The sequence below is a fragment of the Ochrobactrum sp. PL_is501 genome, assembly GCF_055816895.1.
Genome location: NZ_JBVPGR010000033.1, coordinates 138,031 through 158,365, shown reverse-complemented (window position 1 = coordinate 158,365; position 20,335 = coordinate 138,031). Strand labels below are relative to the sequence as shown.

The following is a 20,335-nucleotide window of genomic DNA, read 5'->3' as shown; positions in this document are numbered from 1 at the left end:
ATCTGGCGATTTTATCTGATAGAGTTTGAGTCAACCAATCGGCACTTTCGAGAGGATCCATGGCGAAACCCGGCACTCCGCGACATTCCAAACCGGCCCGTAATCCTGTGACGATCAATCTCGATCCATCGGACGTGAAGCGGGTTGACGAACCGGCGAAAGTGACGCCAGACGCGGAGCCGGTAGGGAGCTTTTCAAAACCGGAGAACTCGAAGCCGGAAGCCGCGAAGCCAGCGGCTTCGCCCAAACCGGAAGCAACAACTGCAGAAAAGATCGTGAAAACGGAAAAGCCGGAAAGTACGGCATATGCCAAACCGCCCTTTACGTCGGGTGTGAAACCGGAAATCCAGCAGCCAGCGCAAAAAAGCGGAGCGGGCGCGTCGCATCTTCTGGCTGGTATTGCTGGCGGCGTGATCGGCCTTGGTGGTCTGCTGGCGCTGCAATGGGGCAATGTCGTCCCTTCTCCCGGCGCGAAAGTGACGGCGGAACAGCTGGCGCATATGGAACAGCAGATCGCCGATCTGCGCAGCAATCCAGTGCCTGCGCCGCTTGACGATGCAAGCCGTGCACAGCTTGCGGCGCTGGAAAAGAATGTTCAGGCGGCTGAGATCAAGGCAGAGGCAGTCGCGGGCTCCTTTGCCGATCTTCAACAGCAAGTGGCGGCCTTGCCGAAGGAAGCCGGGCAGCAGGCAGCAGCGGATACCTCCGCCCTGTCCGAACGGCTCGATGCGCTGGAAAGCAAGCTTTCGGCGGCACAGAGCCGGGCCGACGAGGCAACAGCCGGAGTGACGGGGAACAGCGGCACGATTTCATCGCTCGAATCGAAACTGACCTCCTTGCAGGAAAAGGTCAGTGAGGCTTCACGCCAGCCCGACGCGACGGCGCTCATCGCAGCGAATGCGCTGAAAACGGCGATTGATCGGGGTGGTTCGTTCAAGGCGGAGCTGGACACTTACGCGTCGGTCGTGCCGGATGAGGCGTCTATTGAACAGTTGCGTGCTCATGCCGATAAGGGCGTTCCGACGGTCGCCGACCTGAATGCGTGGTTCGGCGCCGTCGCAAACCGGATTGTTGCGACGGAGAACAAGCTGCCTGCCGACGCCGGAATTTGGGATCAGCTTGTCGCCAGCGCCAAAGGATTGGTGAGCGTGCGCCCCGTGGCCGGCAATGTTAGCGGAACTGGCGTCGGACCAACCACCGCCCGTATGGAAGCGGCTCTTCAGGCTGGCGATCTGGAGCGCGCGCTCAGCGAATGGGAACAGCTGCCTGCCGATGCCAAGGCGACCTCGCGGGAATTTGCTGATCAGATGCGAGCGCGGCGTGATGCCGATGTGCTGGTGCAGCGGCTTGTTGCGGACAGCCTGAAATCCAGAGCATCCACGGGCGAGACGGGCGGGGCCGCGGCCTCTTCCGGTCAATAGGAGGCAGGCCGATGCTACGTGTCCTGTTTTATCTCGTTATTGTTGCTGCCCTTGGGTTCGGTTTTGCGTGGCTTGCGGACCGTCCGGGCGAGATTGATGTCACTTTCGCGGGCAACCATTACAATGTGCCGCTGATAACCGCCGTTGCGGGGATCGTTGCCCTTGTCGCGGCCATCCTCATCCTGTGGTGGCTGGTGAAAAGCATCATCCAGTCGCCATACACGCTGCGCAGGCATTTTCGCGCACGCAAGCGCGATCGCGGCTATCAGTCGCTTTCGACCGGCCTGATCGCTGCTGGAGCCGGTGATCCGGAAGCAGCCCGCCGCATGACAAAACAGGCGGGCAAACTGCTCAGTTCCGACCAGGAGCCGCTGATAAAGCTTCTGGAAGCGCAGACAGCGATGCTGGAAGGACGCACGGAAGATGCCCGCAGGGGCTTTGAAGCGATGGTGGAGGACCCCGAGACACGTCTGCTCGGTCTGCGTGGCCTTTATATCGAGGCCCAGCGTGTCGGCGCCCGCGATGCTGCCCGCCATTATGCCGCAGAAGCAGCCGGTCAAGCGCCGCAGCTCGAATGGGCTTCGTCGGCCATGATGGGGCAGCTTTGTGCCGAAGGCGACTGGGATGCGGCGTTGAAGCTTGTCGATGCGCGCAAGCAGGCGCTTGCCCATGGCAAGGATGTGGTGAAGAAGGAGCGCGCCGCGCTTTTGACTGCCAAGGCGATGGCGATTGTCGATGTCGACCATGCGCAGGCAAAGGCCTTGGCGCTGGAAGCAAACAAGCTCGCCCCCGATCTCGTGCCTGCCGCCGTGGTTGCCGCGCGCGCGCTTTTCGCCGATGGCGATGTACGGAAAGGTTCGAAAATTCTGGAAGCGGCCTGGAAACGGTTCCCGCAGCCCGACATTGCTTCGACCTATGTCTATGCCCGATCCGGCGATACGGCTCACGATCGTCTGAAGCGCGCGAAGCACCTCGTATCATTGCGCTCCAACACTGCCGAGGGCAGTCTCGTTCTGGCGCGGGCTGCCTATGAGGCAGGCGATTATCGCTTCGCCCGCGACAACGCCGAGCAGGTTCTGCGTGCGTCGCCGCGCGAGAGCGCCTATCTGCTGCTTGCCGATATTGAAGAAGCCGAAACCGGCGATCAGGGCAAGGTTCGTGAATGGCTGGCGCGGGCGGTCAAGGCCCCGCGCGATCCCGCCTGGACTGCCGATGGCTATGTTTCCGAACGGTGGGCGCCGGTCTCGCCGGTCACCGGGCGGCTCAACAGCTTTGAGTGGAAAGTTCCGGTCGTGGAACTCGCTCCGGCCATTGAAGCGGAAAAGCCCGAAATCAGGGGGGCGGTGGGCGTAAAGCCGGTTAATCAGATTGTTCTGGCGGAGCCTGCCGTGGCGGATCTATCCTCCCCTGCGGAAAGAAGAGCGCCTGTCCGGGACGTGGTGGAAGCCGAAGTCGTTGTTCCGGCTGCCGAGCCCGTCAAACTGTCGCCTGCCACTCCGACACAAAAGGCCGGTGAGGTAAAGCCATCTGTGGCTGACGTCGTGACGGCTGACGAGGACGCAGAAGCCGCGCCGCGCCGTGCGCATATCGTTGTGGACGATCCGGGTGTCGACGAAAGCAAGGCTCCGCAGAAAGCCCAGAGCGGGTTGCGGCTTTTCTGATCCGGGTGCTCCAATCGTTGCCGAAAAACAACGCGGCGCTCCTCTTGGGCGATAAACGGCTGTGCAAGACCGTTTATCGCCTTGCCTGATGCATTCAGCTCGTTACCTTCGATGTTGCTAACCGATGTGCCGGAACCAAAATGGTGATCGGCAAGCAGTGAATGTGGCAGCGAGGTTGAATGTTCGATCGTCTTCTGGATTTTTTAAAAGAACTTCCTGCAAACGGTTTTCGTGACCGCAGCGAAAAATTTTCCAATGACGATCCCAGGCTGGCTGCCGCTGCCTTGCTTTATCACATCATGGACGCCGACGGTGAAACACGGGAAAGCGAGCGCAAGAAGCTCTCTTCGGTGCTGTCGCAAAAATATGACCTGAAAGGCGACAACCTGAAAAGGTTGATCCGTGCTGCGGAAAAAGCTGATCAGGAAGCCGTCGACCTGTCGGATTTTACCTCGGTTTTGAAGCGGCAGCTCGACTATCAGGCCCGGCTCGATCTGGTCGCCCTGATGTGGGACATGGTCTATGCCGATGGCAAGGTGAGTGAAGTCGAGGCGGATGTGATGTGGAGGGTTGCCGAACTCGTCGGCATTCGCGAAGACGACCGCAACGCCATTCAGGACCGCATGGACAAGGCGAACCGCAGCACGCCTGCGTCCTGACGGATTGCTGTGTTGCGAAGGCTCAGGTTCGTCCCTGCAAGTGGCGGGCCTTGCGCAATTGCGGGAACATCGCTGCCCAGGCAATGGCGACGGCGATAGATCCCAATCCGCCGATGACGACTGCGGGAACAGCGCCAATGGCGGCCGCCATCAGACCGGCACGGAATTCGCCCAGCTCGTTCGATGCGCCGACAAAGACCATGTTCACCGCGTTGACGCGACCGCGCACGTGATCGGGCGTCCACAGCTGCATCAGCGTTTCGCGAATGTAGACGCTGATCATGTCGGCGGCACCGGCAAGCGCCAGGGCAATGACGGACAGCCAGGTCAGCGTCGAGACACCGAAGATAATATTGAAGAAGCCGAAGAGGCCGACGAATACGAACATCACCCGGCCCGCATGATCGCGGATGGGATGCCCGGCCAACCAGATTGCCGTCAGAACAGCGCCGATGCCGGGAGCGGAGCGCAGCAGGCCCAGGCCCCAGGGGCCGAGATCGAGAACGTCGCGCGCATAGACGGGCAACAGGGCCACCGTTCCGCCGAGGAGAACGGCGAACAGGTCCAGTGAAATCGCGCCCAGAACGATCTTTTCCTTCCAGATATAGCGGAAGCCCGCCAGCATGCTTGTCAGCGAGCGCTGTTCGGCAAGTGTGTGCTGCTTGGGCTTTGGAATGGAAAAGATCAGAAACGAGCCAATCAGCAGGAAGACCGTTGCAACGGAATAGGCCGCTACCGGCGAAATGCCGTAAAGAAGGCCACCGGCAACTGGACCGACGATCGTGGCCACTTGCCATGCCGATGAATTCCACGACACGGCATTGGCGAAATCCTCGGTTGGAACGAGATTGACGACCAGCGATGCTGAAGAGGGTCCGAGAAATGCGCGCGCCACGCCGAAAATTGTCAGTGCGGCAAAAACAGTGAGGGGCTCGAACAGGCCGGCGAGGGTCAAGCCGAGCAGTATTGCGGTCACCACGCTTTCCAGAATGAGCGAAAGTCCCATGATGAAACGCCTGCCGAAGCGGTCGGCAGCGGCACCGGTTACCAGAACCAGCAAGAGGGCCGGTAGAAATTGCACCAGCCCGACCATGCCCAGATTGAAGGCGTCGCGGGTGAGATCATAGATCTGCCAACCAACCGACACGCTTACGATCTGAACCGCAAATGCGCTCAGGAAACGGGCGCCCCAGTATTTTTTAAAGGCAGAGTGCCGGAACGCGGCATAACGATCCGCAGAAGAAGCATCGGTGGAGGAGGGCATTTCTCACAACATCTAAAGCATTTCCGAGCAAAAACTGCGAAGCGGTTTGCTTCGGATAATGCGCAACAACAACAAGATAGATGTTACTTACAGTATCCTTCCCATGATCGGAACCACTTTTTGCGACCTGCTGTCCGTATTGAGAGAAACGCCGTTGAAAAGAAAAAGGCCGGCTTGAACCGGCCTTTCATCGTGTTGTCGTTCTGGATCAATCCTTGCCGAGAAGGCCTTTCCAGATGATCGCGCCGATAGCTGCGCCGACGAGCGGTGCAACCCAGAACAGCCAGAGCTGACCGAGTGCTGCGGTTTCGGCAAATAGAGCGACGCCGGTCGAACGAGCCGGATTGACGGACGTATTGGTGACCGGGATCGAAATCAGGTGGATCAGGGTCAGGCCAAGACCGATGGCAATCGGGGCAAAACCAGCCGGAGCGATGGAAGAGGTCGATCCGAGAATGATGATGATGAAAAACGCCGTGAGGACGATTTCAATAAGCAGGGCTGCCGTCAGGCTGTAGCCGCCGGGCGAGAGTTCGGCGTAACCGTTGGAGGCAAAGCCGCCCGCGGTGAAGTCCGCCTTGCCGGAAGCGATGACATAGAGCACCGCTGCAGCAGCGATTGCGCCCAGAACCTGTGCAACCCAGTACGGGATAAGGTCCTTTGCCGGAAGCCTGCCGCCAATGACGAGGCCCAGCGAGACGGCGGGATTGAAATGGCCGCCGGAAATACCGCCAACGGCATAAGCCATGGTCAGGACCGTCAGACCGAAGGCGAAGGCAACGCCGAGAAAGCCGATGCCCAGTTCAGGAAAGGCTGCGGCGAGGACGGCGCTGCCGCAACCCCCGAATACAAGCCAGAATGTTCCGAAAAATTCAGCCGACAATTTGTTCAGCATGGAAATCCCCAGGGTTGGTGTAGTGAAACTGCCGCATGCGAATCATTTAGCAAGAAGCATATAATCACCTTTTTCTTTCGACAATCATGTTTAACTTGATCGAAGGCGTTTGTTTTCTGTGGATTTATCCCCTCATCTCAGTAAACAGGGAGGCTATTCTTCTTATATTCGAACTTGCTTTTATATCTCTTCTAATTCGGGTTCTGGTGGACATTCAACGTCGCCTGACGGGAGTTTTTTAAAGCCGTCGAACCCGTCTGGCTATATTGCGGAAAGGGGGCGCGGCACGTTATAAGCACAGATGTCGAACGGGCGACGCTCTCCAGCGCAAAAGCGATTGGCGGGTGGTTCGCGGGGCAGATTGGAGTTGTCAGCCTTGAACACTCATCGTGGGACGAAAACGCAAAGGCTCGTTTCAGGAGCGGTCAAGGTCGTTCCCATTGTTGCAGCTCTGTCGGGCTGCACGGCGACGGCATGGACGGAGAAGGTGAAGATCGACAGCACGCCAATGCCGACCGAGTGCGCAGGCTGGCAGAAGATCGATCTCAAACAGCGCACCACATTGGTTCTGCTGCGTGAAGACCCGCGCCTCGTGGTCGAAATCGACTCACATAATCTCAAGGGCCGCAACCTCGGCTGCTGGCAGTAACCTGCCACTTCAGGTCGGAGAAGCCAGTCGCACATCGATTTTCTCGACGGTGCCGCGCAGCGCCGGCAGCAAGGTTTCGAAGTCGATATAAGCACCTGGTTTCAAGATTGTTTCCCCGGGCGCCAGACGGCGTTCGCGTTTGCTGCCGTCGCTATAGGTAATCATGACGATCAGCGGCGGCGTGGCGCGTTCTTCGGATGTCGTGTTCCGGATGCGTCCGCCGACATTCAGAATATCGCCCTTGTCATGCACGCCGACGCTGGTTTTGAGATTGGTCAGTTGAAGCGCCGAAACGAGTGGCAGCATCGATTGTCCGCCGGAAGCGGGCTTGTCGGCAAGCAGCGTATATCCCCCTGCGATCCAGAAAGCCGTGGTCGCGCAAAGAGCGACGAAAACCCAATACCCGAATCCGGGCCAATCGCTAGCCGGACCGGTTTCCGACAGGAATTTGCGCGAAGCGAGCGGCTTTTGCGAAATGACGGAGGAGAGGAGTTTTGGGCGAGGCGAAACCGGGAGGATGGTTTCGAATTCGGCGTCCTCGACCGCCCCCTCATCAGAAACAAACCATGGCGCCGGAATTTTTCCACGCGAAGACGCACGCGATATCTGCGCTGTCGATGGGTGTTTCGCCATCATGACGTCATCTTCCTTTGCGTTTTTCGCTCCTTCGGCCGATGCCACACACTGGCTCATAATGGTTAATGCTTTCTGGCTACAGCTGCGGACCCTTACTTTTTTCGAGTACATGGGTCGGGATTTAACCAAACATTAACCATAGGGGATAAAGGTCGATCTGATATCGATGTCATCCGTGCGCCTGTCAGCGTACGGGCAATTTAAGAGAAACAGCCGGTGATACGTTTTGAGAATGTCGGCCTGCGATATGGAATGGGTCCTGAGATCCTGCGCGATGTCAGTCTCCATATTCCGCCGCGTTCATTCCAGTTCCTGACCGGCCCTTCCGGGGCGGGAAAGACTTCGCTCATGCGCCTTCTCTTCATGGCGCTGAAGCCGACGCGCGGTCTTATCAATATTTTTGGCAAGGACGTTGCGCGGCTCAATCACGCGGAAATCCCGCTTTTGCGCCGCCGCATCGGTATCGTGTTTCAGGATTTTCGCCTGCTCGACCATATGACCACATACGAGAATGTGGCGCTTCCGCTGCGCGTGCGCGGAAAGGAAGAGGCGACCTATCGTCATGAGGTGGAAGAGCTGCTGCACTGGGTAGGGCTGGGCGACCGCATGAATGTCTTGCCGCCGGTTCTTTCGGGCGGTGAAAAGCAGCGCGCCGCAATCGCGCGGGCGCTGATCGATCAGCCGGAACTGCTTCTCGCCGACGAGCCGACCGGCAATGTCGATCCGCCGCTTGCAAAGCGTCTCTTGCGTCTTTTCACCGAGCTGAACCGCTCGGGCACGGCTGTCATCATCGCGACCCACGATCTGTCCCTGATGGATCAGGTCGATGCGCGGCGCATGATCCTCGAACATGGGCGGCTCGACATCTATGATTGATGCAAAGAACGCCTTGCAACGCAAGCTGGAGGATGTCCGGGTCCGTTTCGAGGACCTCAAGGACATGCTGCTCGTTCGTATCGGCAAGCGCCGGAAACGCCAGGGACCGAGCCCCATCGTTCCCGACGGCAGTGTGACCGGCACGGCACTCGTCATCGTGATCGCCATCATGACTTTCCTGGCATGTCTGACGATGGGCGGCGTGACGCTTGTTCGCGCCTCGGCGGCTGCATGGCAGAGCCAGATCGCACGCGAGGCCACGATCCAGATCCGGCCAGTCGACGGACAGGACATGGAAAAGGCGCTGGCTGAGGCAAGCGAGATCGCGCGCGGCTTTGCCGGTGTGAAGGGCACCAGCATTATCGACAAGGCGGCCACCGCGCGGCTGCTTGAACCGTGGCTCGGCAGCGGCCTCAATGTCGATGAATTGCCCGTGCCGCGGCTGGTCGTGGTGACGATTGATGAGACTGCCCCGCCTGATTTCGAAACCATGCGGGCTGAAATCACACGCGCCATTCCGGCTGCGACGTTTGACGATCATCGGACCTGGGTCGACAGGCTGGTCTCCATGGCACATACGACGGTGTTCGTGGGTACAGGGGTTCTGTCGCTTGTGATCGCGGCGACCGTTCTGACCGTAATCTTCGCCACGCGCGGGGCGATGTCCGGCAATGGCCACATTATCGAGGTGCTGCATTTCATCGGCGCCGAATCAAAATTCGTGGCGCGCGAGTTTGAATGGCATTTCTTCCGCACGGCGCTGAAGGGAGCACTGTGCGGAGGAGCAGCGGCGATGCTGGTTTTCCTGATCTTTTCCTGGTGGGCATCGAGCCACATGGCGACGCCTGAAGGCGATCAGGCGGCTGCCATGTTCGGTAATTTCGCTATCGGGCGGGACGGCTATATCGGGGCTGGCATCATTATCATTCTGGTGAGTTTTCTCACCATGCTGACCAGCCGGCTGACGGTAATCCGCCAGCTCGCCACCATGGACGGTCCGGGGGTGCGCTCCGAATGAGAACCTTCTCCGATACAGGCGCTTTCAAAGCGAGATTTTCCACCGCTTCTCCGACTTCTCGCCGCAATGCCGGCTATGATGGAAGAAGAGATGGTGCGCGAATCCCGCAAGTGCTATCGGGTGGGCGACGGTCGCATGATGATGCAGTGGCACAGAAGCAGGCAGCAAACGGATTTTCCACGGGAGATGTGGTCTGGCGGCGAAGCCGGAACCGCGTTTCCCTGCAATCTTTTGCACTTGCGTCCGGTAATTTCCTATGGTCTGTCATGATGCGCATGTTCAGACGTTTTCAGCCGGTTTCCATCGTTCTCTTTGCTATCCTTCTGGCGTTCCTCGTCGGCTTCGTCGTGTTTGGTGAAAAGGTTACCAGCATGCAGCCGCCAGTCATTGACGAGCCTGCCGATGCGATCATCGTTCTGACTGGCGGCCAGTCCAGAATTCAGGCTGCCGTCAATCTCCTGAAGGACAAGCGAGGAAAGCGGCTCCTGATCAGCGGCGTTCATCCGGCGACCAATGAAAAGGCGCTGCAGCGTGCGACCCATGCCGATCAGAGCCTGTTTGACTGCTGCGTCGATCTCGACCGATCGGCGCTCAACACCATCGGCAATGCGACCGAAAGCGAACGCTGGATTCGCACGAACAACTATCGCCGCGTCATCCTGGTCACCAACAACTATCATATTCCACGCAGCACGCTGGAAATGTCCTATCGCATGAAGGATGTCGAGTTCATTCCCTATCCGGTCGTGAACGGAGAACGCCACGAGCATAGCTGGATTGCCGAAGGCGACACATTGCGCGTGCTCTTCATCGAATATGTGAAGTATCTGGGCGCCGCAGTCCGTGTGGGCGCAAGCGGGTTGTTTGGAACGCAGCCCGCGCAAAGCGCGACGGCGGAAAACTGATCTCTCAATCGGATTACGATTTCCTGATGGAAATAGCCGATCTTCCTGATATATCGGTGCCGTCACTTTCCGAAGAAAGTCCAGAATTCGTGCGTGATCGTTCGCCGGAAGCCGGAAACGAAAATGCTTTAGCCAGGGTCTCCGCCGACTGATGCTTCTCTACCTGCGCTCAATCTTGTTCAATGCGGCGTTTTATATCTGCACAATCGTTCAGATGATCGTCTATACGCCCTTTTATTTCCTGTTGCCCCGCAAGAAGGCCTGGATCGTGCCGAAGCTGTGGGCGCGGGTCAATCTCTGGCTCCAGAAGCATATTGCCGGAACCAACTGTGTGGTCGAGGGATTGGAGAACATTCCTGAAGGCGCCTATATCTGCGCGCCAAAGCACCAGTCGGCCTGGGATACCTACGCTTTCCTGCCCTATCTCGATGATCCCGTGCTGATCCTGAAACGGGAATTGATGCTCATTCCGCTTTTTGGCTGGTATATCGCCAAGATGAAGATGATCCCGGTGGATCGCGGGTCCCGGGTCAAGGCGCTGCACTCCATCACCAAGGGAGCGGAAAGGGCGATTGCGGACGGTCGCCAGATTCTCATTTATCCCGAGGGAACGCGCCGTGCGCCGGGCGCTCCGCCGCAATACAAATATGGCATTGTCCATCTCTATGAAGCGCTCAATCTGCCGGTGGTGCCAATAGCACATAATGCAGGCCTTTACTGGCCGCGCCGCAAGTTTCTGCGTTATCCGGGAACCATTCGCGCTCGTATTCTGCCGCCCATTCCGCCGGGCCTGCCGAAAGAGGAATTCCTCAAGCGGCTGATCGAAACGACCGAGACGGCTTGCGATGAATTTCTGATCGCGGCCAGCCGCGATCCCAACCCGCCCCCGATGCCGCCGACCGCCGTTCAAAGACTGAACGAGCTCGGTGCCTAACCCTCACAGCATGTTAACGGCCTGATCACGTTCAATTGCATTGCGAGAACGACAATTCACCGCGTTTTCTTCAACTTTCGTTTTTCTTGCACACAATCTTGAAACCCGTTATCAGGGCCCGACACGAAAGGACACATCATGAATATTGATGCCATCTCCATCGGCTCCAATCCTCCTGAAGACGTCAACGTCATCATTGAAGTGCCTGTCGGCGGCCAGCCGATCAAGTACGAGATGGACAAGAAGGCCGGCGCCCTCATTGTCGACCGCTTCCTCTACACGCCAATGACCTATCCGGGCAATTACGGCTTCGTGCCGCATACGCTTTCGGAAGATGGCGACCCGATCGACGTTCTCGTCTGCAACACCCGTCCGCTGGTTCCCGGCTGCGTGATCAACGTGCGCCCGATCGGCGTTCTGGTCATGGAAGACAATTCCGGCAAGGACGAGAAGATTATCGCTGTTCCGTCGCCGCACTTGACGCGCCGCTACGAAAAGATTCACGACTATACCGATATGCCGGAGATCACTCTGAAGCAGATCGCGCACTTCTTTGAACACTACAAGGATCTGGAACCCGGCAAGTGGGTCAAGATCGGCGACTGGGGCGATGAAGATTACGCTCGCAAGTTCATCGTCGAAGCTATCGAACGCGCCAAGGGCAAGTAAGCGATAGCTATCCGGTCTATTGAAAACAAAAGCGCCCGGCAATGTCCGGGCGCTTTTGTTTTAAGGCTTGCTTATGATGCGCTTACAGGAAAAGCGGCAGCAGCGTCGTCCACATGAACTGGCGGATGAAGAAGATAATCAAAAGCAGGATGATCGGAGAAATGTCGATGCCGCCGAGATTGGGCAGAATATTGCGGATCGGGCGCAGGACAGGCTCTGTCACCTTGTAGAGAAACTCGCCAATCGACGCCACGAAACGGTTGCCGGAATTGACGACATTGAACGCATAGAGCCATGAGAAGATGGCACTCGCAATAATGATATAGGTGTAGATATCGAGCGCCAAATCAATGGTGCGGAACAATGCGATCATGGAGGCCTCCTTGCCAATTGGCCGAGATGTAGCGGTTGCATCGGTCAAGAACAAGGGCTGAGCATTGGAGCGCAGGAATTTTGAGAAGCGTTCTGTCTGCTTCCAGCCGCTTAAATAATCGAATTCTGGTTGATATTGCGGTGAATGAGATCGTTGACATGCTCCAGCCAGTGATCGCGTACCCGCATATTGCGCAGATGCTGAAGCGTGTTGACGACATAATCCACATTGGCGCCTGAATCACCTCGGGCGGACGCGACGATTGCCGCCGCGTTCTCGGCTGACAGCGATCCGGCATATTGGATGTGGCGGCGGTCCGCGACATAGGTGACCGCATCGACACTGCGACCGTCGGCAAGGCGCAGACGGAGATGCTTCTCGTGATAAACGTGGTTCGACATTTCACGTTCGCGCAGATAGGTCATGACTTCGCCGGTCATGTCGCCGGGCACGCGAAAGGCGATACCGAGGCAGGAGCCGCCGGCGTCCAGCCCGAGAACCAGTCCCGGTTGATCGGGAGTTCCGCGATGAACATGCGAATAGATGCATAGACTGCGCCTGTAACCGTAAAGACGCGCACGTACGGTCTCCACATGCGCAAAACCCGGTCGCCACATCAGCGATCCATAACCGAAAACCCAGAAATCGTTCATTCGCCTGTCATTGAAAGCTGTGGTCATGAGGGTATCCATATTGTTTAGTGAACGCCGATTTCCACCGGTAATCAACGGATATCCTTTGTTTTTTCTTCTTCGCCACTTCAAAAGGCACATTCCTGCCATAATATGGCCAACAGTCGGGAGGAGCAAAATAGGGCGGGTTTGGGTATCGATCTGAATCCTGCGGCGAGGCTCTTCGAAACAACTGTTTGATTCATGCAAGGCTTTTGAAATGGCGCATAGTGGAATGAACGCACCAAAGGCCAGAAAGCGTCCCATCGCGCTCATCGTCATTCTGGTCGTCCTGATCGCCGGCTATACGGCGGGGTGGTTCTATATCGCAAACAGGCTTGAAGCGCGCGCCAGGGCCGACATGGCCAAGCTTGCCGCCCAAGGTGTGGGCGTGAAATGCGAAGACCTGCGCATGGGCGGCTATCCGCTGCGTGTCAATGTCATCTGTGACAGCATTTCCTGGCAGCGCCCTTCCGAAGGCATGTCGTTTCGCGCCGGGCGGTTCACGTCCGGGTCGCCGGTCTATGCTCCGCGTTCTCTGTCAAATGACCTGACGGGACCTGCCTTCATCGAATTTCCGGGGCTGGAGCCGCTTGAGGTCAATTGGAGCAGGTTTACTTCCAACACCCGGCTGGCACGTCCATTTCCGACCGAAATCGAACTGGCTGCGCGTGAGGTCACGGTTGGCCTTCGCACCGAAACCACGAAGACGGAGCCTCTCAGCACGCTCGAGCAGATGGATTTCCGCATGAGCGAGGCGGATGGCGCCTTGAAGATCAATGGACGCTTTGCTGGATTGAAGCTTGCCAAGGCGGCGATTGGCAATACCGCCAGTCCTGAAATTGACGGTGTGGCCGATATTGACGTATCCGATGCCGCCACGCTGCTCGCGAGGAGCGATACGCCTTTTCACCAGCGGTTGCGCGGCCATTCCGGCACGGTCAATCAGGCGTTCCTGTCCATGCCCAATGGGGCCATGGTTTCTGTTGCGGGACCGTTTTCGGTCGATGCGGACGGGCTGATCGAAGCCGATGTCAAGCTTACGCTGGTCAATCCGCAATCGCTGGCGCAGGCGGGACAGACAGCATTCCCCGAACAGGGCGGCAATATCGCGACGGTTCTGTTTGCTCTCTCGGCCATGCCCAAGGACGAAAACGGCAATCCCGTGATGGAGATCGCCGTGCGCAAGGGCAAGGTCAGTGCCGGATTTATTCCTCTCGGAAGGTTGCCGGCGCTTTAAGGGAATAAGGGAATAGGGGAGTAAGGCAGTAGGGCAGTATGTGCCGCCCTATGCGCGCGTCGCGGCCTGACGTCCGAAATCCGGTGCATCCACTTCCTGACCCGCATCGATGATGCCGCGTCGCACGGCGCGCGTGCGCGTGAAAAGGTCGAACAGCGCTTCACCATCGCCCCAGCGGATCGAGCGCTGCAGCGAGGCAAGGTCTTCCGAAAAGCGCCCGAGCATTTCGAGGATGGCATCCTTGTTGTGCAGGCATACGTCGCGCCACATCGTCGGGTCGGATGCGGCCAGACGGGTGAAATCGCGGAAACCGGAAGCGGAATATTTGATGACTTCCGACTTCGTCACCTGTTCCAGATCGCTGGCCGTGCCGACAATGTTGTAGGCGATGATGTGCGGCAAATGCGAGACGATGGCCAGCACCAGATCATGGTGCTGCGGGTCCATGCGATCAAGCCGCGAGCCGCAGGCGATCCAGAAGTCGCTCAGCTTTTCCAGTGCCGCTTCATCCGTGTCGGGCAGCGGTGTCAGGATGCACCAACGATTGGTGAAGAGCTCAGCGAAGCCTGCGTCCGGACCGGAATATTCCGTGCCTGCCAGCGGGTGGCCGGGAATGAAATGCACGTTGCCGGGCAGTTCCGGCTGCATCTGCGCAATCACGGAAGCCTTGGTGGAGCCAACGTCGGTGACGATGGCGCCGGGTTTGAGATTTGCCGCGATCTGGCGCGCGACAGTGCCTGACGAGCCGACCGGCACAGACACGATGACGAGATCGGCATCCTTGACGGCCTCGGCGCTGTCCGTGGTGTAGCTGTCGCCAAGCCCCAGTTCTTCGGCGCGCTTCAGTGTTTCGCTGCTGCGCGTGGCGATGGCGATGTGATTGGCGAGCTTCTCACGCCGAATGACGCGCGCCAGCGATGAACCGATAAGGCCGATGCCGACCAGGGCGATCTTGTCGAAATGAACCGTGGACATTGTTCTACTTCAAAAATTCGGTCAGGGCAGCGACGACGCCACGATTGGCTTCTTCCGGTCCAACCGTCATGCGCAATGCATTGGGGAAGCCGTAACCGCCGACGCGACGCAGGATATAACCACGTCTGGAAAGCCATTCGTCGGCCTTGTCCGCCGAATGCGCGGCATCATCGGGGAAATGGATCAGCAGGAAATTCGTGACCGAAGGCGTTACCCGCAGCCCAAGCTTGGTAAATTCCTCGGTCAGCCAGCCAAGCCATTTGTCATTGTAGGTAATCGACGTCTCGACATGGGCGCGATCACGGATCGCGGCCGCACCGGCGGCAATGGCGGCAGAATTCATGTTGAATGGCCCGCGGATGCGATTGACGGCATCGATGACGTGCAAGGGCGCATACATCCAGCCGATGCGCAGGCCCGGCAGCCCATGGATTTTCGAGAAGGTGCGTGTCATGACCACGTTCTCGTTGGAAGAAACGAGCTCGAGGCCGGATTCATAGTCGTTGCGGCGTACATATTCGGCATAGGCCGCATCGAGAACCAGAAGCACGTGCTTGGGCAATCCGGCATGAAGGCGACGAACCTCCTCGAAAGGCAGATAGGTGCCCGTCGGATTGGCCGGATTGGCGATGAAGACAATCTTCGTGCGCGGCGAGAGGCCAGCCAGAATGGCGTCCACATCGATACGCTCGTTCTTTTCCTTGACCGTGACCGGCGTTGCGCCAGTGCCGAGCGTCTGGATCTTGTAGACGGCAAAACCATGCTCGGTGATGATGGTTTCGTCGCCCGGAGCAAGATAGGTCTGGCAGATCAGGCCGAGCAGCTCATCGGAGCCGTTGCCGCACAGGATATTCGTTACGTTGAGCGCCTGTGTTTCGGCAATTGCCTGACGCAGCGCGAGCGCCTGCCCGTCGGGATAAAGCTCCAGCCTTTCGCCCGCGTGTCGATAGGCGTCGATAGCATGCGGGCTCGGACCCATCGGCGTTTCGTTTGAGGAGAGCTTATAGACCTTGGCAACGCCTTCCACATGTTCCTTGCCGGGTACGTAGGCTGCGATGTCGAGCAGGCCTGCCTTGGGCTGGGGACGGGTAAGGTTCTGCGTATCGGTCATGATTTTGGCTCCGCCAAAAGGTCAATGTTGAAGGTATGATGGGGCATATCCCGCCATTGCGTCCAAGTCGAGAAAAACCTTGTCCGGTGACAGGTGTGGATTGCCGCAACTGTACGTTTTTGCGGGCGTTGATGCGTAAATGTGCTAGTTTTTATGTTCCGGTGTGTGCAGTCGCGCTGAGGCTTTCCGCAATCCCCCGACAGGTGTTCCCTGCGGTGCGAGAACAGGAACGAAGACACGGCGCGACGAGCGCTGGGCGACAGGCAGTCCCTGATAGAGCCGCTTCTGCGCTTCCACCACAAGAACGCCTGAAAAGACCGGCCACAATCGCCGTCCCATGCCTTCCAGCGCAAGGCAGGGCCGCATCATCCAACGGCGCGTGGCGGGCGGAAAATGCAGGGCGTCACTCACCGTGCTGACGGTGAAATTCGCCTCGCGCAACAAGGTGGCGAGCTGGGTGCGGCTGTAAGGGCGCCCGCTGCCGAAAGGCGTATGCTCGAAGCGCGCCCACAGGCCGCGCCGGTTCGGCACCACGATGACGAGCCGCCCATTGGGGGCGAGGACGCGCCACATCTCTTTTAGCGTTTCTGTCGGGTTTTCCGCATATTCCAGAGCGTGCACCATCAGTACGCGATCGATCGAGGAATCGGGCAGCGGCAGTTCCTCATCGAAAACGAGCGCCGTTGCCGTTTTTTCAGCCGATGGCCAGGCGACGGCTCCCTGGCCTGCCGGCATGAAGGCGAAAGTGCGTTCGGTATCGGCGCTGAACCGGTCGAGATAGGGCAGGCTGTAGCCCATGCCGACGAGCCGCTCTCCCGGCACATGGCCCCACAATCCGGCCAATGCCATACGGATCGCGCGCTCTGCGAGATGGCCGAGGGTCGTGTCGTAAAATGATCGCAGTTCGATGATGTCTGGATGCATGGATGCCACGCTATATGAATTCTCGACGCTGGGAAATGGAGAAGCCGGAGCATCTTCATGTGATGGGGTGCAATTTCTTCAAACCATGCTATAGAGCGTGCCTTTCCGGCACCTTTGACGGGGCCGAAGTCTGCGCGAAAGCGAACGATCAGGAGAAGCAGCAGATGCCCGAAGTCGGTGGCAAGTCAATCGAAGTGCTCTTTAGCCCGGACGAGATTGCCGATCGCAATCTCGATCTCGCCAAGGCCATTGCCGAACGCAAGTTCCACAATCTGCTGACGATTTCGATCCTGAAAGGCTCCTTCATTTTTGCAGCCGATCTTATCCGCGCCATGCATGATGCCGGTGTGGAGCCCGATGTGGAATTCATTACGGTTTCAAGCTATGGCAAGGGGACGACCAGCACGGAAGTTCGCCTGCTGCGTGATATCGACAGCGATGTGCGCGACCGTGATGTGCTGCTGATCGACGATATTCTGGAATCCGGCAAGACATTGAAATTCGTGCGCGAACTCATGCTGGAGCGTGGGGCGCGCAATGTTTCCATCGCTGTTCTTCTCGACAAGAGTGTGCGTCGCAAGGTCGATCTTGATGCCGATTTCGTGGCTTTCGAATGTCCGGACTATTTTGTCGTCGGTTATGGCATGGATGTCGGACACGCTTTCCGCCAGCTGCCTTATGTTGGCCGGGTGATGGAGTAACCCCGTCCGGCGCCTGTGGTATCAGATCAATCGAATTTTAGCAGGCGCTGCAGATATTCCTTTTCCATCTGCGGCGTCAGCGCATTGCCGAGCTTGCGGCGGATTTCGTCGAGAATTTCCCGCGCACGCTGAATATCGATCTCGCCCGGAATTTTGACGTCGTCGTTAAGACTCTCCCCGGTACCCTGCTGACGGCCAAGCGGATCACGGCCCTTGCTGCCGTTGGCTCCGCTTTGCCCCTGGCCTTGCTGGCCCATGGCCTGCTGCATTTTCTGCATCATGTCGCGCCCGCCGCGCCGCAGCGCATCGAGCGCATTGCCCTGCTGATCGCTTGCTTCCGCGCCTTCGCTGCGGCCAAGCGCATCCGTGGCATTGCCCATTGATTTTCCGGCGTCCGAAAAATCCTTGCCGGGTTCCAGCCCCATGCCCTTCAGATCGTCCATCAGCTTCTGCAAATCGGATTGGAGGTCCTTCTGCTGCTGTTGCAGCTTGCGCATGGCTTCCGTCATATCAGGCGGAACATCGCCCTTTCCGCTCTGGTTTTGTCCGTTTTCGGCTTCACCGCCCATGGAGCCGTCATCGCCGGGGAACATGTTGTCGCCGAATTCGCCTTCGCCATCGCTGCCGCCGAACTGGCGCTGCATCTTCTGATCGAGATCGAAGGTCTCGTTCATGGTCTGCTGCTGGCGTCGCATCAGCTCGCCGAGCTTGTTCATCTGCTGCTGCATCTGGCCTTGTTGGCCCTGCTGACCTTGTCCCTGACCCTGCTGTGCCTGTCCCATTTGCAGATTGTCCATCAGGTTCTGCAATTGCGACAACAATTGTTCGGCCTGATCCCGCGAGCCCTGCCGTGCCAGATTCTCGATCTGGTCCATCATGCGCTGCAGGTCCTTTTCGGTCAGCATCCGCGCATTGGGGTCGGGGGCGGCGCGGCGTGCGTTCGGATTTTGCTGCTGGCGCTGCGCAAATTCCCGGAGGAAATCCTGCATGGCCTTGCGCAGTTCGGCGGTCAGCTTCTCGATTTCTTCTTGCGAAGCCCCGTTCTGAAGAGCGTTTTTCAGCGCCTCCTGCGCCTGTCGCAGACGCCTCTCGGCGGCGGAAAGATTGCCATTTTCGATGCCGAGAGCGACCTGCCACATATAGTCAGCCGCATCGCGCAGGGCATCATCGCTGTTGGCCAGACGAAGGCGGGTGCGGATCGTCACCAGTCCCAGATAATGGGCGGCATTCTTGATGGTTTCTTCCGGACGTAGCGTAATTGCCGACAGCATGTCGAGCACATGCTCACGTTGCGTCGCATCAAGCGCGAGAATCCGGCGCTGCTCCGCGATGGCGCGAGCAAGCGGGTTGCTGAAAGGCCGCTCTGGCAAGGTTATGACCTTGGTTTCACTGCGGCCCGTTTGTCCTGCGGCATCGGTCACAACCAGCGTGAGCGCAACCTTTTCGCCTGCCCATGGATGTTCGGTCAGGTCCTTTGACGTCGTGGCGTCGCTCACGCCGCGGCGCGGCAGCGCCAGCGACAGTTCCGGCGCATCGTAAAGCGGTGCGGCTTCCTCGTCCTCGTCATCGTTGAGCGGAATAATCTCACCTTCGGCCTTTACCGGCGCATAATCGTCATCGATCTGGTAGGAGAGCTGCAAAGTGCCATTCAGCGCGTGCCCCGGCTCTTTCGTGAAGCGGATCGTCGGCGGATTATCCGGGGTGACAGAAAACTTCCAGCGGGCATCGGTGCCGGAAAGCGCCAGGGTTTCATCCCGCTGCAAATCGTAGCGGAAATTGCGGCTTTCATCGACGAGAGCCTGTTCTGCAGGTTGTTTCTGGTCTTCCTCGGCATTTATCGGCTGCACGTCACGGCGCTCGCCCTTTGCATCGGTGGCAGTCAGGCGTTCAGAACCGCCGCCGATCACACGGACCGAGAGAATGCTGCCTTGCGGTACGTTGATTGGGGCCTGCTCACGATCATCCGTGACGGTCAGGAAGACCGGCGCGCGCCCGGTATAGCGTGGCGGCGTCACCCATGCATCAATGCGCGCAACGGCTGTGCCATCGCCGGGGCGGATGTGAAATGCATCGGCAATGCGCCCGCTGTTGGGGCTGAGGCTGTAGGCAAAGGCGGTTACGAAAAGCAGGGCAACCAGCGCGCGAATGCCGAACGGGTCATGTTCGGGAACACGGGTATAAGGCAGACCGGATTGCAGATTTTTCAACCGGTCCGCCATGCGGCGCTGGTGTTCCCCCCACAGGGCGACAGCGAACGGATCGTGTTCTCCGGTTGCCATGTGGCCTGTCTGGACGGCAAGCGGTTCGTGAACAAGACCGTTGATCGCTTCGATGCGGCCTGTAACGTCACTTTCCGTCGGGGAGCGAAACCGAAACGGCAGGCAGAGCGCAATGAGACCGGCAAGGCCGAACAGCGCCAGCACGCCGATATGCAGCCATCGCGGCATCATGCCGAACAGGCCGAACCAGCTCAGGCTGGCAAACAGGCCGACAAGAAGAATCAGCGGCAGGATAAGAGGCCAGAAACGTTCGAAGCCGATAGAGAGACATGCACGCAGACGCAAACGGCGCAGGGCGGCACCTTCCCCGGAAAAGAGCCGCAGGACAGCATCCCGCGCGGCGCGCGACCTGTCTTTCCTGTCGTTGCTACGATCCGTCATCTGGGCTTTCTGGCGTGTATCGCGTTTTCATCTCGCAACAAGATAACACGCATCATGGCAAAGGCGAGGCTTTGCCATGATAATTGTACGGGT

The 20,335-nt window shown here is 58.4% G+C and carries 21 protein-coding genes; 12 read left to right on the top strand and 9 right to left on the bottom strand.

Annotated features, from left to right (window positions below):
* Window positions 1-59 precede the first annotated feature (59 nt).
* The 3 genes from AC0TOF_RS09135 to AC0TOF_RS09125 all read left to right on the top strand — a co-directional run bounded on the left by AC0TOF_RS09135 (window position 60) and on the right by AC0TOF_RS09125 (window position 3,741).
* Entirely contained in the window at window positions 60-1,421 is a 1,362-nt protein-coding gene (locus tag AC0TOF_RS09135) for a COG4223 family protein (RefSeq protein ID WP_473767995.1), read from the top strand.
* An 11-nt stretch (window positions 1,422-1,432) separates the two neighbouring features.
* A complete protein-coding gene (locus tag AC0TOF_RS09130) occupies window positions 1,433-3,082 on the top strand; it encodes a heme biosynthesis HemY N-terminal domain-containing protein (protein WP_473767994.1) in 1,650 nt (549 codons plus the stop codon).
* 179 nt (window positions 3,083-3,261) lie between these two features.
* Window positions 3,262-3,741, top strand: a complete 480-nt coding sequence (locus AC0TOF_RS09125) for a tellurite resistance TerB family protein (RefSeq protein ID WP_473767993.1) — start codon at window positions 3,262-3,264, stop codon at window positions 3,739-3,741.
* Window positions 3,742-3,763: 22 nt separating this feature from the next.
* Here the strand turns inward: AC0TOF_RS09125 and AC0TOF_RS09120 are convergent, their stop codons facing one another.
* Both AC0TOF_RS09120 and aqpZ read right to left on the bottom strand, forming a co-directional pair.
* Complete coding sequence (locus AC0TOF_RS09120; protein ID WP_473767992.1) at window positions 3,764-5,005, bottom strand: MFS transporter; 1,242 nt, start codon at window positions 5,003-5,005, stop codon at window positions 3,764-3,766.
* Window positions 5,006-5,213: 208 nt separating this feature from the next.
* Window positions 5,214-5,900, bottom strand: a complete 687-nt coding sequence (gene aqpZ / locus AC0TOF_RS09115; protein ID WP_473767991.1) for an aquaporin Z — start codon at window positions 5,898-5,900, stop codon at window positions 5,214-5,216.
* Window positions 5,901-6,276: 376 nt separating this feature from the next.
* On the opposite strand from aqpZ, the gene AC0TOF_RS09110 reads away from it, so the two are divergent.
* Complete coding sequence (locus tag AC0TOF_RS09110; protein WP_121999944.1) at window positions 6,277-6,549, top strand: hypothetical protein; 273 nt, start codon at window positions 6,277-6,279, stop codon at window positions 6,547-6,549.
* 9 nt (window positions 6,550-6,558) lie between these two features.
* Here the strand turns inward: AC0TOF_RS09110 and AC0TOF_RS09105 are convergent, their stop codons facing one another.
* Window positions 6,559-7,185, bottom strand: a complete 627-nt coding sequence (locus tag AC0TOF_RS09105; RefSeq protein ID WP_473767990.1) for a hypothetical protein — start codon at window positions 7,183-7,185, stop codon at window positions 6,559-6,561.
* A 252-nt stretch (window positions 7,186-7,437) separates the two neighbouring features.
* Here AC0TOF_RS09105 and ftsE point away from each other — a divergent pair, with 252 nt between their 5' ends.
* The 6 genes from ftsE to ppa all read left to right on the top strand — a co-directional run bounded on the left by ftsE (window position 7,438) and on the right by ppa (window position 11,587).
* A complete protein-coding gene (ftsE, locus tag AC0TOF_RS09100; protein ID WP_473768114.1) occupies window positions 7,438-8,061 on the top strand; it encodes a cell division ATP-binding protein FtsE in 624 nt (207 codons plus the stop codon).
* Window positions 8,054-9,079 carry a cell division protein FtsX gene (locus tag AC0TOF_RS09095; RefSeq protein ID WP_473767989.1) on the top strand — a complete coding sequence of 342 codons (1,026 nt, stop codon included), beginning with the start codon at window positions 8,054-8,056 and terminating at the stop codon, window positions 9,077-9,079. Before ftsE ends, AC0TOF_RS09095 begins: the two co-directional genes overlap by 8 nt.
* Window positions 9,076-9,984, top strand: a complete 909-nt coding sequence (locus AC0TOF_RS09090; protein WP_473767988.1) for a YdcF family protein — start codon at window positions 9,076-9,078, stop codon at window positions 9,982-9,984. Before AC0TOF_RS09095 ends, AC0TOF_RS09090 begins: the two co-directional genes overlap by 4 nt.
* 26 nt (window positions 9,985-10,010) lie before the next feature.
* Window positions 10,011-10,136: a hypothetical protein gene (locus AC0TOF_RS09085; RefSeq protein WP_473767987.1), complete on the top strand. Its 126-nt coding sequence runs from the start codon at window positions 10,011-10,013 to the stop codon at window positions 10,134-10,136.
* Window positions 10,136-10,918, top strand: a complete 783-nt coding sequence (locus AC0TOF_RS09080; RefSeq protein WP_473767986.1) for a lysophospholipid acyltransferase family protein — start codon at window positions 10,136-10,138, stop codon at window positions 10,916-10,918. The genes AC0TOF_RS09085 and AC0TOF_RS09080 overlap by 1 nt, the downstream gene beginning before the upstream one ends.
* 138 nt (window positions 10,919-11,056) lie before the next feature.
* On the top strand, window positions 11,057-11,587 hold the full coding sequence (gene ppa / locus AC0TOF_RS09075) for an inorganic diphosphatase (RefSeq protein WP_010657539.1): 531 nt from the start codon (window positions 11,057-11,059) through the stop codon (window positions 11,585-11,587).
* 82 nt (window positions 11,588-11,669) lie between these two features.
* Here the strand turns inward: ppa and AC0TOF_RS09070 are convergent, their stop codons facing one another.
* Window positions 11,670-11,960 (bottom strand): YggT family protein, encoded by a 291-nt coding sequence (locus AC0TOF_RS09070; protein ID WP_061344492.1) that lies wholly within the window; start codon window positions 11,958-11,960, stop codon window positions 11,670-11,672.
* A 110-nt stretch (window positions 11,961-12,070) separates the two neighbouring features.
* On the bottom strand, window positions 12,071-12,640 hold the full coding sequence (locus tag AC0TOF_RS09065; RefSeq protein WP_122000004.1) for a gamma-glutamylcyclotransferase: 570 nt from the start codon (window positions 12,638-12,640) through the stop codon (window positions 12,071-12,073).
* Window positions 12,641-12,851: 211 nt separating this feature from the next.
* On the opposite strand from AC0TOF_RS09065, the gene AC0TOF_RS09060 reads away from it, so the two are divergent.
* Entirely contained in the window at window positions 12,852-13,871 is a 1,020-nt protein-coding gene (locus tag AC0TOF_RS09060) for a DUF2125 domain-containing protein (RefSeq protein ID WP_473767985.1), read from the top strand.
* 48 nt (window positions 13,872-13,919) lie between these two features.
* On the opposite strand, the gene AC0TOF_RS09055 is transcribed toward AC0TOF_RS09060, so the two are convergent.
* From AC0TOF_RS09055 to AC0TOF_RS09045, 3 genes are all read right to left on the bottom strand, one after another.
* Window positions 13,920-14,846 carry a prephenate/arogenate dehydrogenase family protein gene (locus AC0TOF_RS09055; protein ID WP_473767984.1) on the bottom strand — a complete coding sequence of 309 codons (927 nt, stop codon included), beginning with the start codon at window positions 14,844-14,846 and terminating at the stop codon, window positions 13,920-13,922.
* Between the two features lie 4 nt (window positions 14,847-14,850).
* Window positions 14,851-15,957 carry a histidinol-phosphate transaminase gene (gene hisC, locus AC0TOF_RS09050; protein WP_473767983.1) on the bottom strand — a complete coding sequence of 369 codons (1,107 nt, stop codon included), beginning with the start codon at window positions 15,955-15,957 and terminating at the stop codon, window positions 14,851-14,853.
* Window positions 15,958-16,101: 144 nt separating this feature from the next.
* Window positions 16,102-16,881, bottom strand: a complete 780-nt coding sequence (locus tag AC0TOF_RS09045; protein ID WP_473767982.1) for a class I SAM-dependent methyltransferase — start codon at window positions 16,879-16,881, stop codon at window positions 16,102-16,104.
* A 164-nt stretch (window positions 16,882-17,045) separates the two neighbouring features.
* Here AC0TOF_RS09045 and hpt point away from each other — a divergent pair, with 164 nt between their 5' ends.
* Window positions 17,046-17,582: a hypoxanthine phosphoribosyltransferase gene (hpt, locus tag AC0TOF_RS09040; protein ID WP_473768113.1), complete on the top strand. Its 537-nt coding sequence runs from the start codon at window positions 17,046-17,048 to the stop codon at window positions 17,580-17,582.
* A gap of 26 nt (window positions 17,583-17,608) precedes the next feature.
* Here hpt and AC0TOF_RS09035 read toward each other — a convergent pair whose 3' ends face one another.
* Complete coding sequence (locus AC0TOF_RS09035; protein ID WP_473767981.1) at window positions 17,609-20,242, bottom strand: TIGR02302 family protein; 2,634 nt, start codon at window positions 20,240-20,242, stop codon at window positions 17,609-17,611.
* Window positions 20,243-20,335 lie beyond the last annotated feature (93 nt).

Bases quoted from the DNA above. Each gene is read 5' to 3' on its own strand.
- AC0TOF_RS09135 (WP_473767995.1), top strand. From the start codon at position 60: ATGGCGAAACCCGGCACTCCGCGACATTCCAAACCGGCCCGTAATCCT.
- AC0TOF_RS09130 (WP_473767994.1), top strand. From the start codon at position 1,433: ATGCTACGTGTCCTGTTTTATCTCGTTATTGTTGCTGCCCTTGGGTTC.
- AC0TOF_RS09125 (WP_473767993.1), top strand. From the start codon at position 3,262: ATGTTCGATCGTCTTCTGGATTTTTTAAAAGAACTTCCTGCAAACGGT.
- AC0TOF_RS09120 (WP_473767992.1), bottom strand. From the start codon at position 5,005: ATGCCCTCCTCCACCGATGCTTCTTCTGCGGATCGTTATGCCGCGTTC.
- aqpZ (WP_473767991.1), bottom strand. From the start codon at position 5,900: ATGCTGAACAAATTGTCGGCTGAATTTTTCGGAACATTCTGGCTTGTA.
- AC0TOF_RS09105 (WP_473767990.1), bottom strand. From the start codon at position 7,185: ATGATGGCGAAACACCCATCGACAGCGCAGATATCGCGTGCGTCTTCG.
- ftsE (WP_473768114.1), top strand. From the start codon at position 7,438: ATGGGTCCTGAGATCCTGCGCGATGTCAGTCTCCATATTCCGCCGCGT.
- AC0TOF_RS09095 (WP_473767989.1), top strand. From the start codon at position 8,054: ATGATTGATGCAAAGAACGCCTTGCAACGCAAGCTGGAGGATGTCCGG.
- AC0TOF_RS09090 (WP_473767988.1), top strand. From the start codon at position 9,076: ATGAGAACCTTCTCCGATACAGGCGCTTTCAAAGCGAGATTTTCCACC.
- AC0TOF_RS09085 (WP_473767987.1), top strand. From the start codon at position 10,011: ATGGAAATAGCCGATCTTCCTGATATATCGGTGCCGTCACTTTCCGAA.
- AC0TOF_RS09080 (WP_473767986.1), top strand. From the start codon at position 10,136: ATGCTTCTCTACCTGCGCTCAATCTTGTTCAATGCGGCGTTTTATATC.
- ppa (WP_010657539.1), top strand. From the start codon at position 11,057: ATGAATATTGATGCCATCTCCATCGGCTCCAATCCTCCTGAAGACGTC.
- AC0TOF_RS09070 (WP_061344492.1), bottom strand. From the start codon at position 11,960: ATGATCGCATTGTTCCGCACCATTGATTTGGCGCTCGATATCTACACC.
- AC0TOF_RS09065 (WP_122000004.1), bottom strand. From the start codon at position 12,640: ATGACCACAGCTTTCAATGACAGGCGAATGAACGATTTCTGGGTTTTC.
- AC0TOF_RS09060 (WP_473767985.1), top strand. From the start codon at position 12,852: ATGGCGCATAGTGGAATGAACGCACCAAAGGCCAGAAAGCGTCCCATC.
- AC0TOF_RS09055 (WP_473767984.1), bottom strand. From the start codon at position 14,846: ATGTCCACGGTTCATTTCGACAAGATCGCCCTGGTCGGCATCGGCCTT.
- hisC (WP_473767983.1), bottom strand. From the start codon at position 15,957: ATGACCGATACGCAGAACCTTACCCGTCCCCAGCCCAAGGCAGGCCTG.
- AC0TOF_RS09045 (WP_473767982.1), bottom strand. From the start codon at position 16,881: ATGCATCCAGACATCATCGAACTGCGATCATTTTACGACACGACCCTC.
- hpt (WP_473768113.1), top strand. From the start codon at position 17,046: ATGCCCGAAGTCGGTGGCAAGTCAATCGAAGTGCTCTTTAGCCCGGAC.
- AC0TOF_RS09035 (WP_473767981.1), bottom strand. From the start codon at position 20,242: ATGACGGATCGTAGCAACGACAGGAAAGACAGGTCGCGCGCCGCGCGG.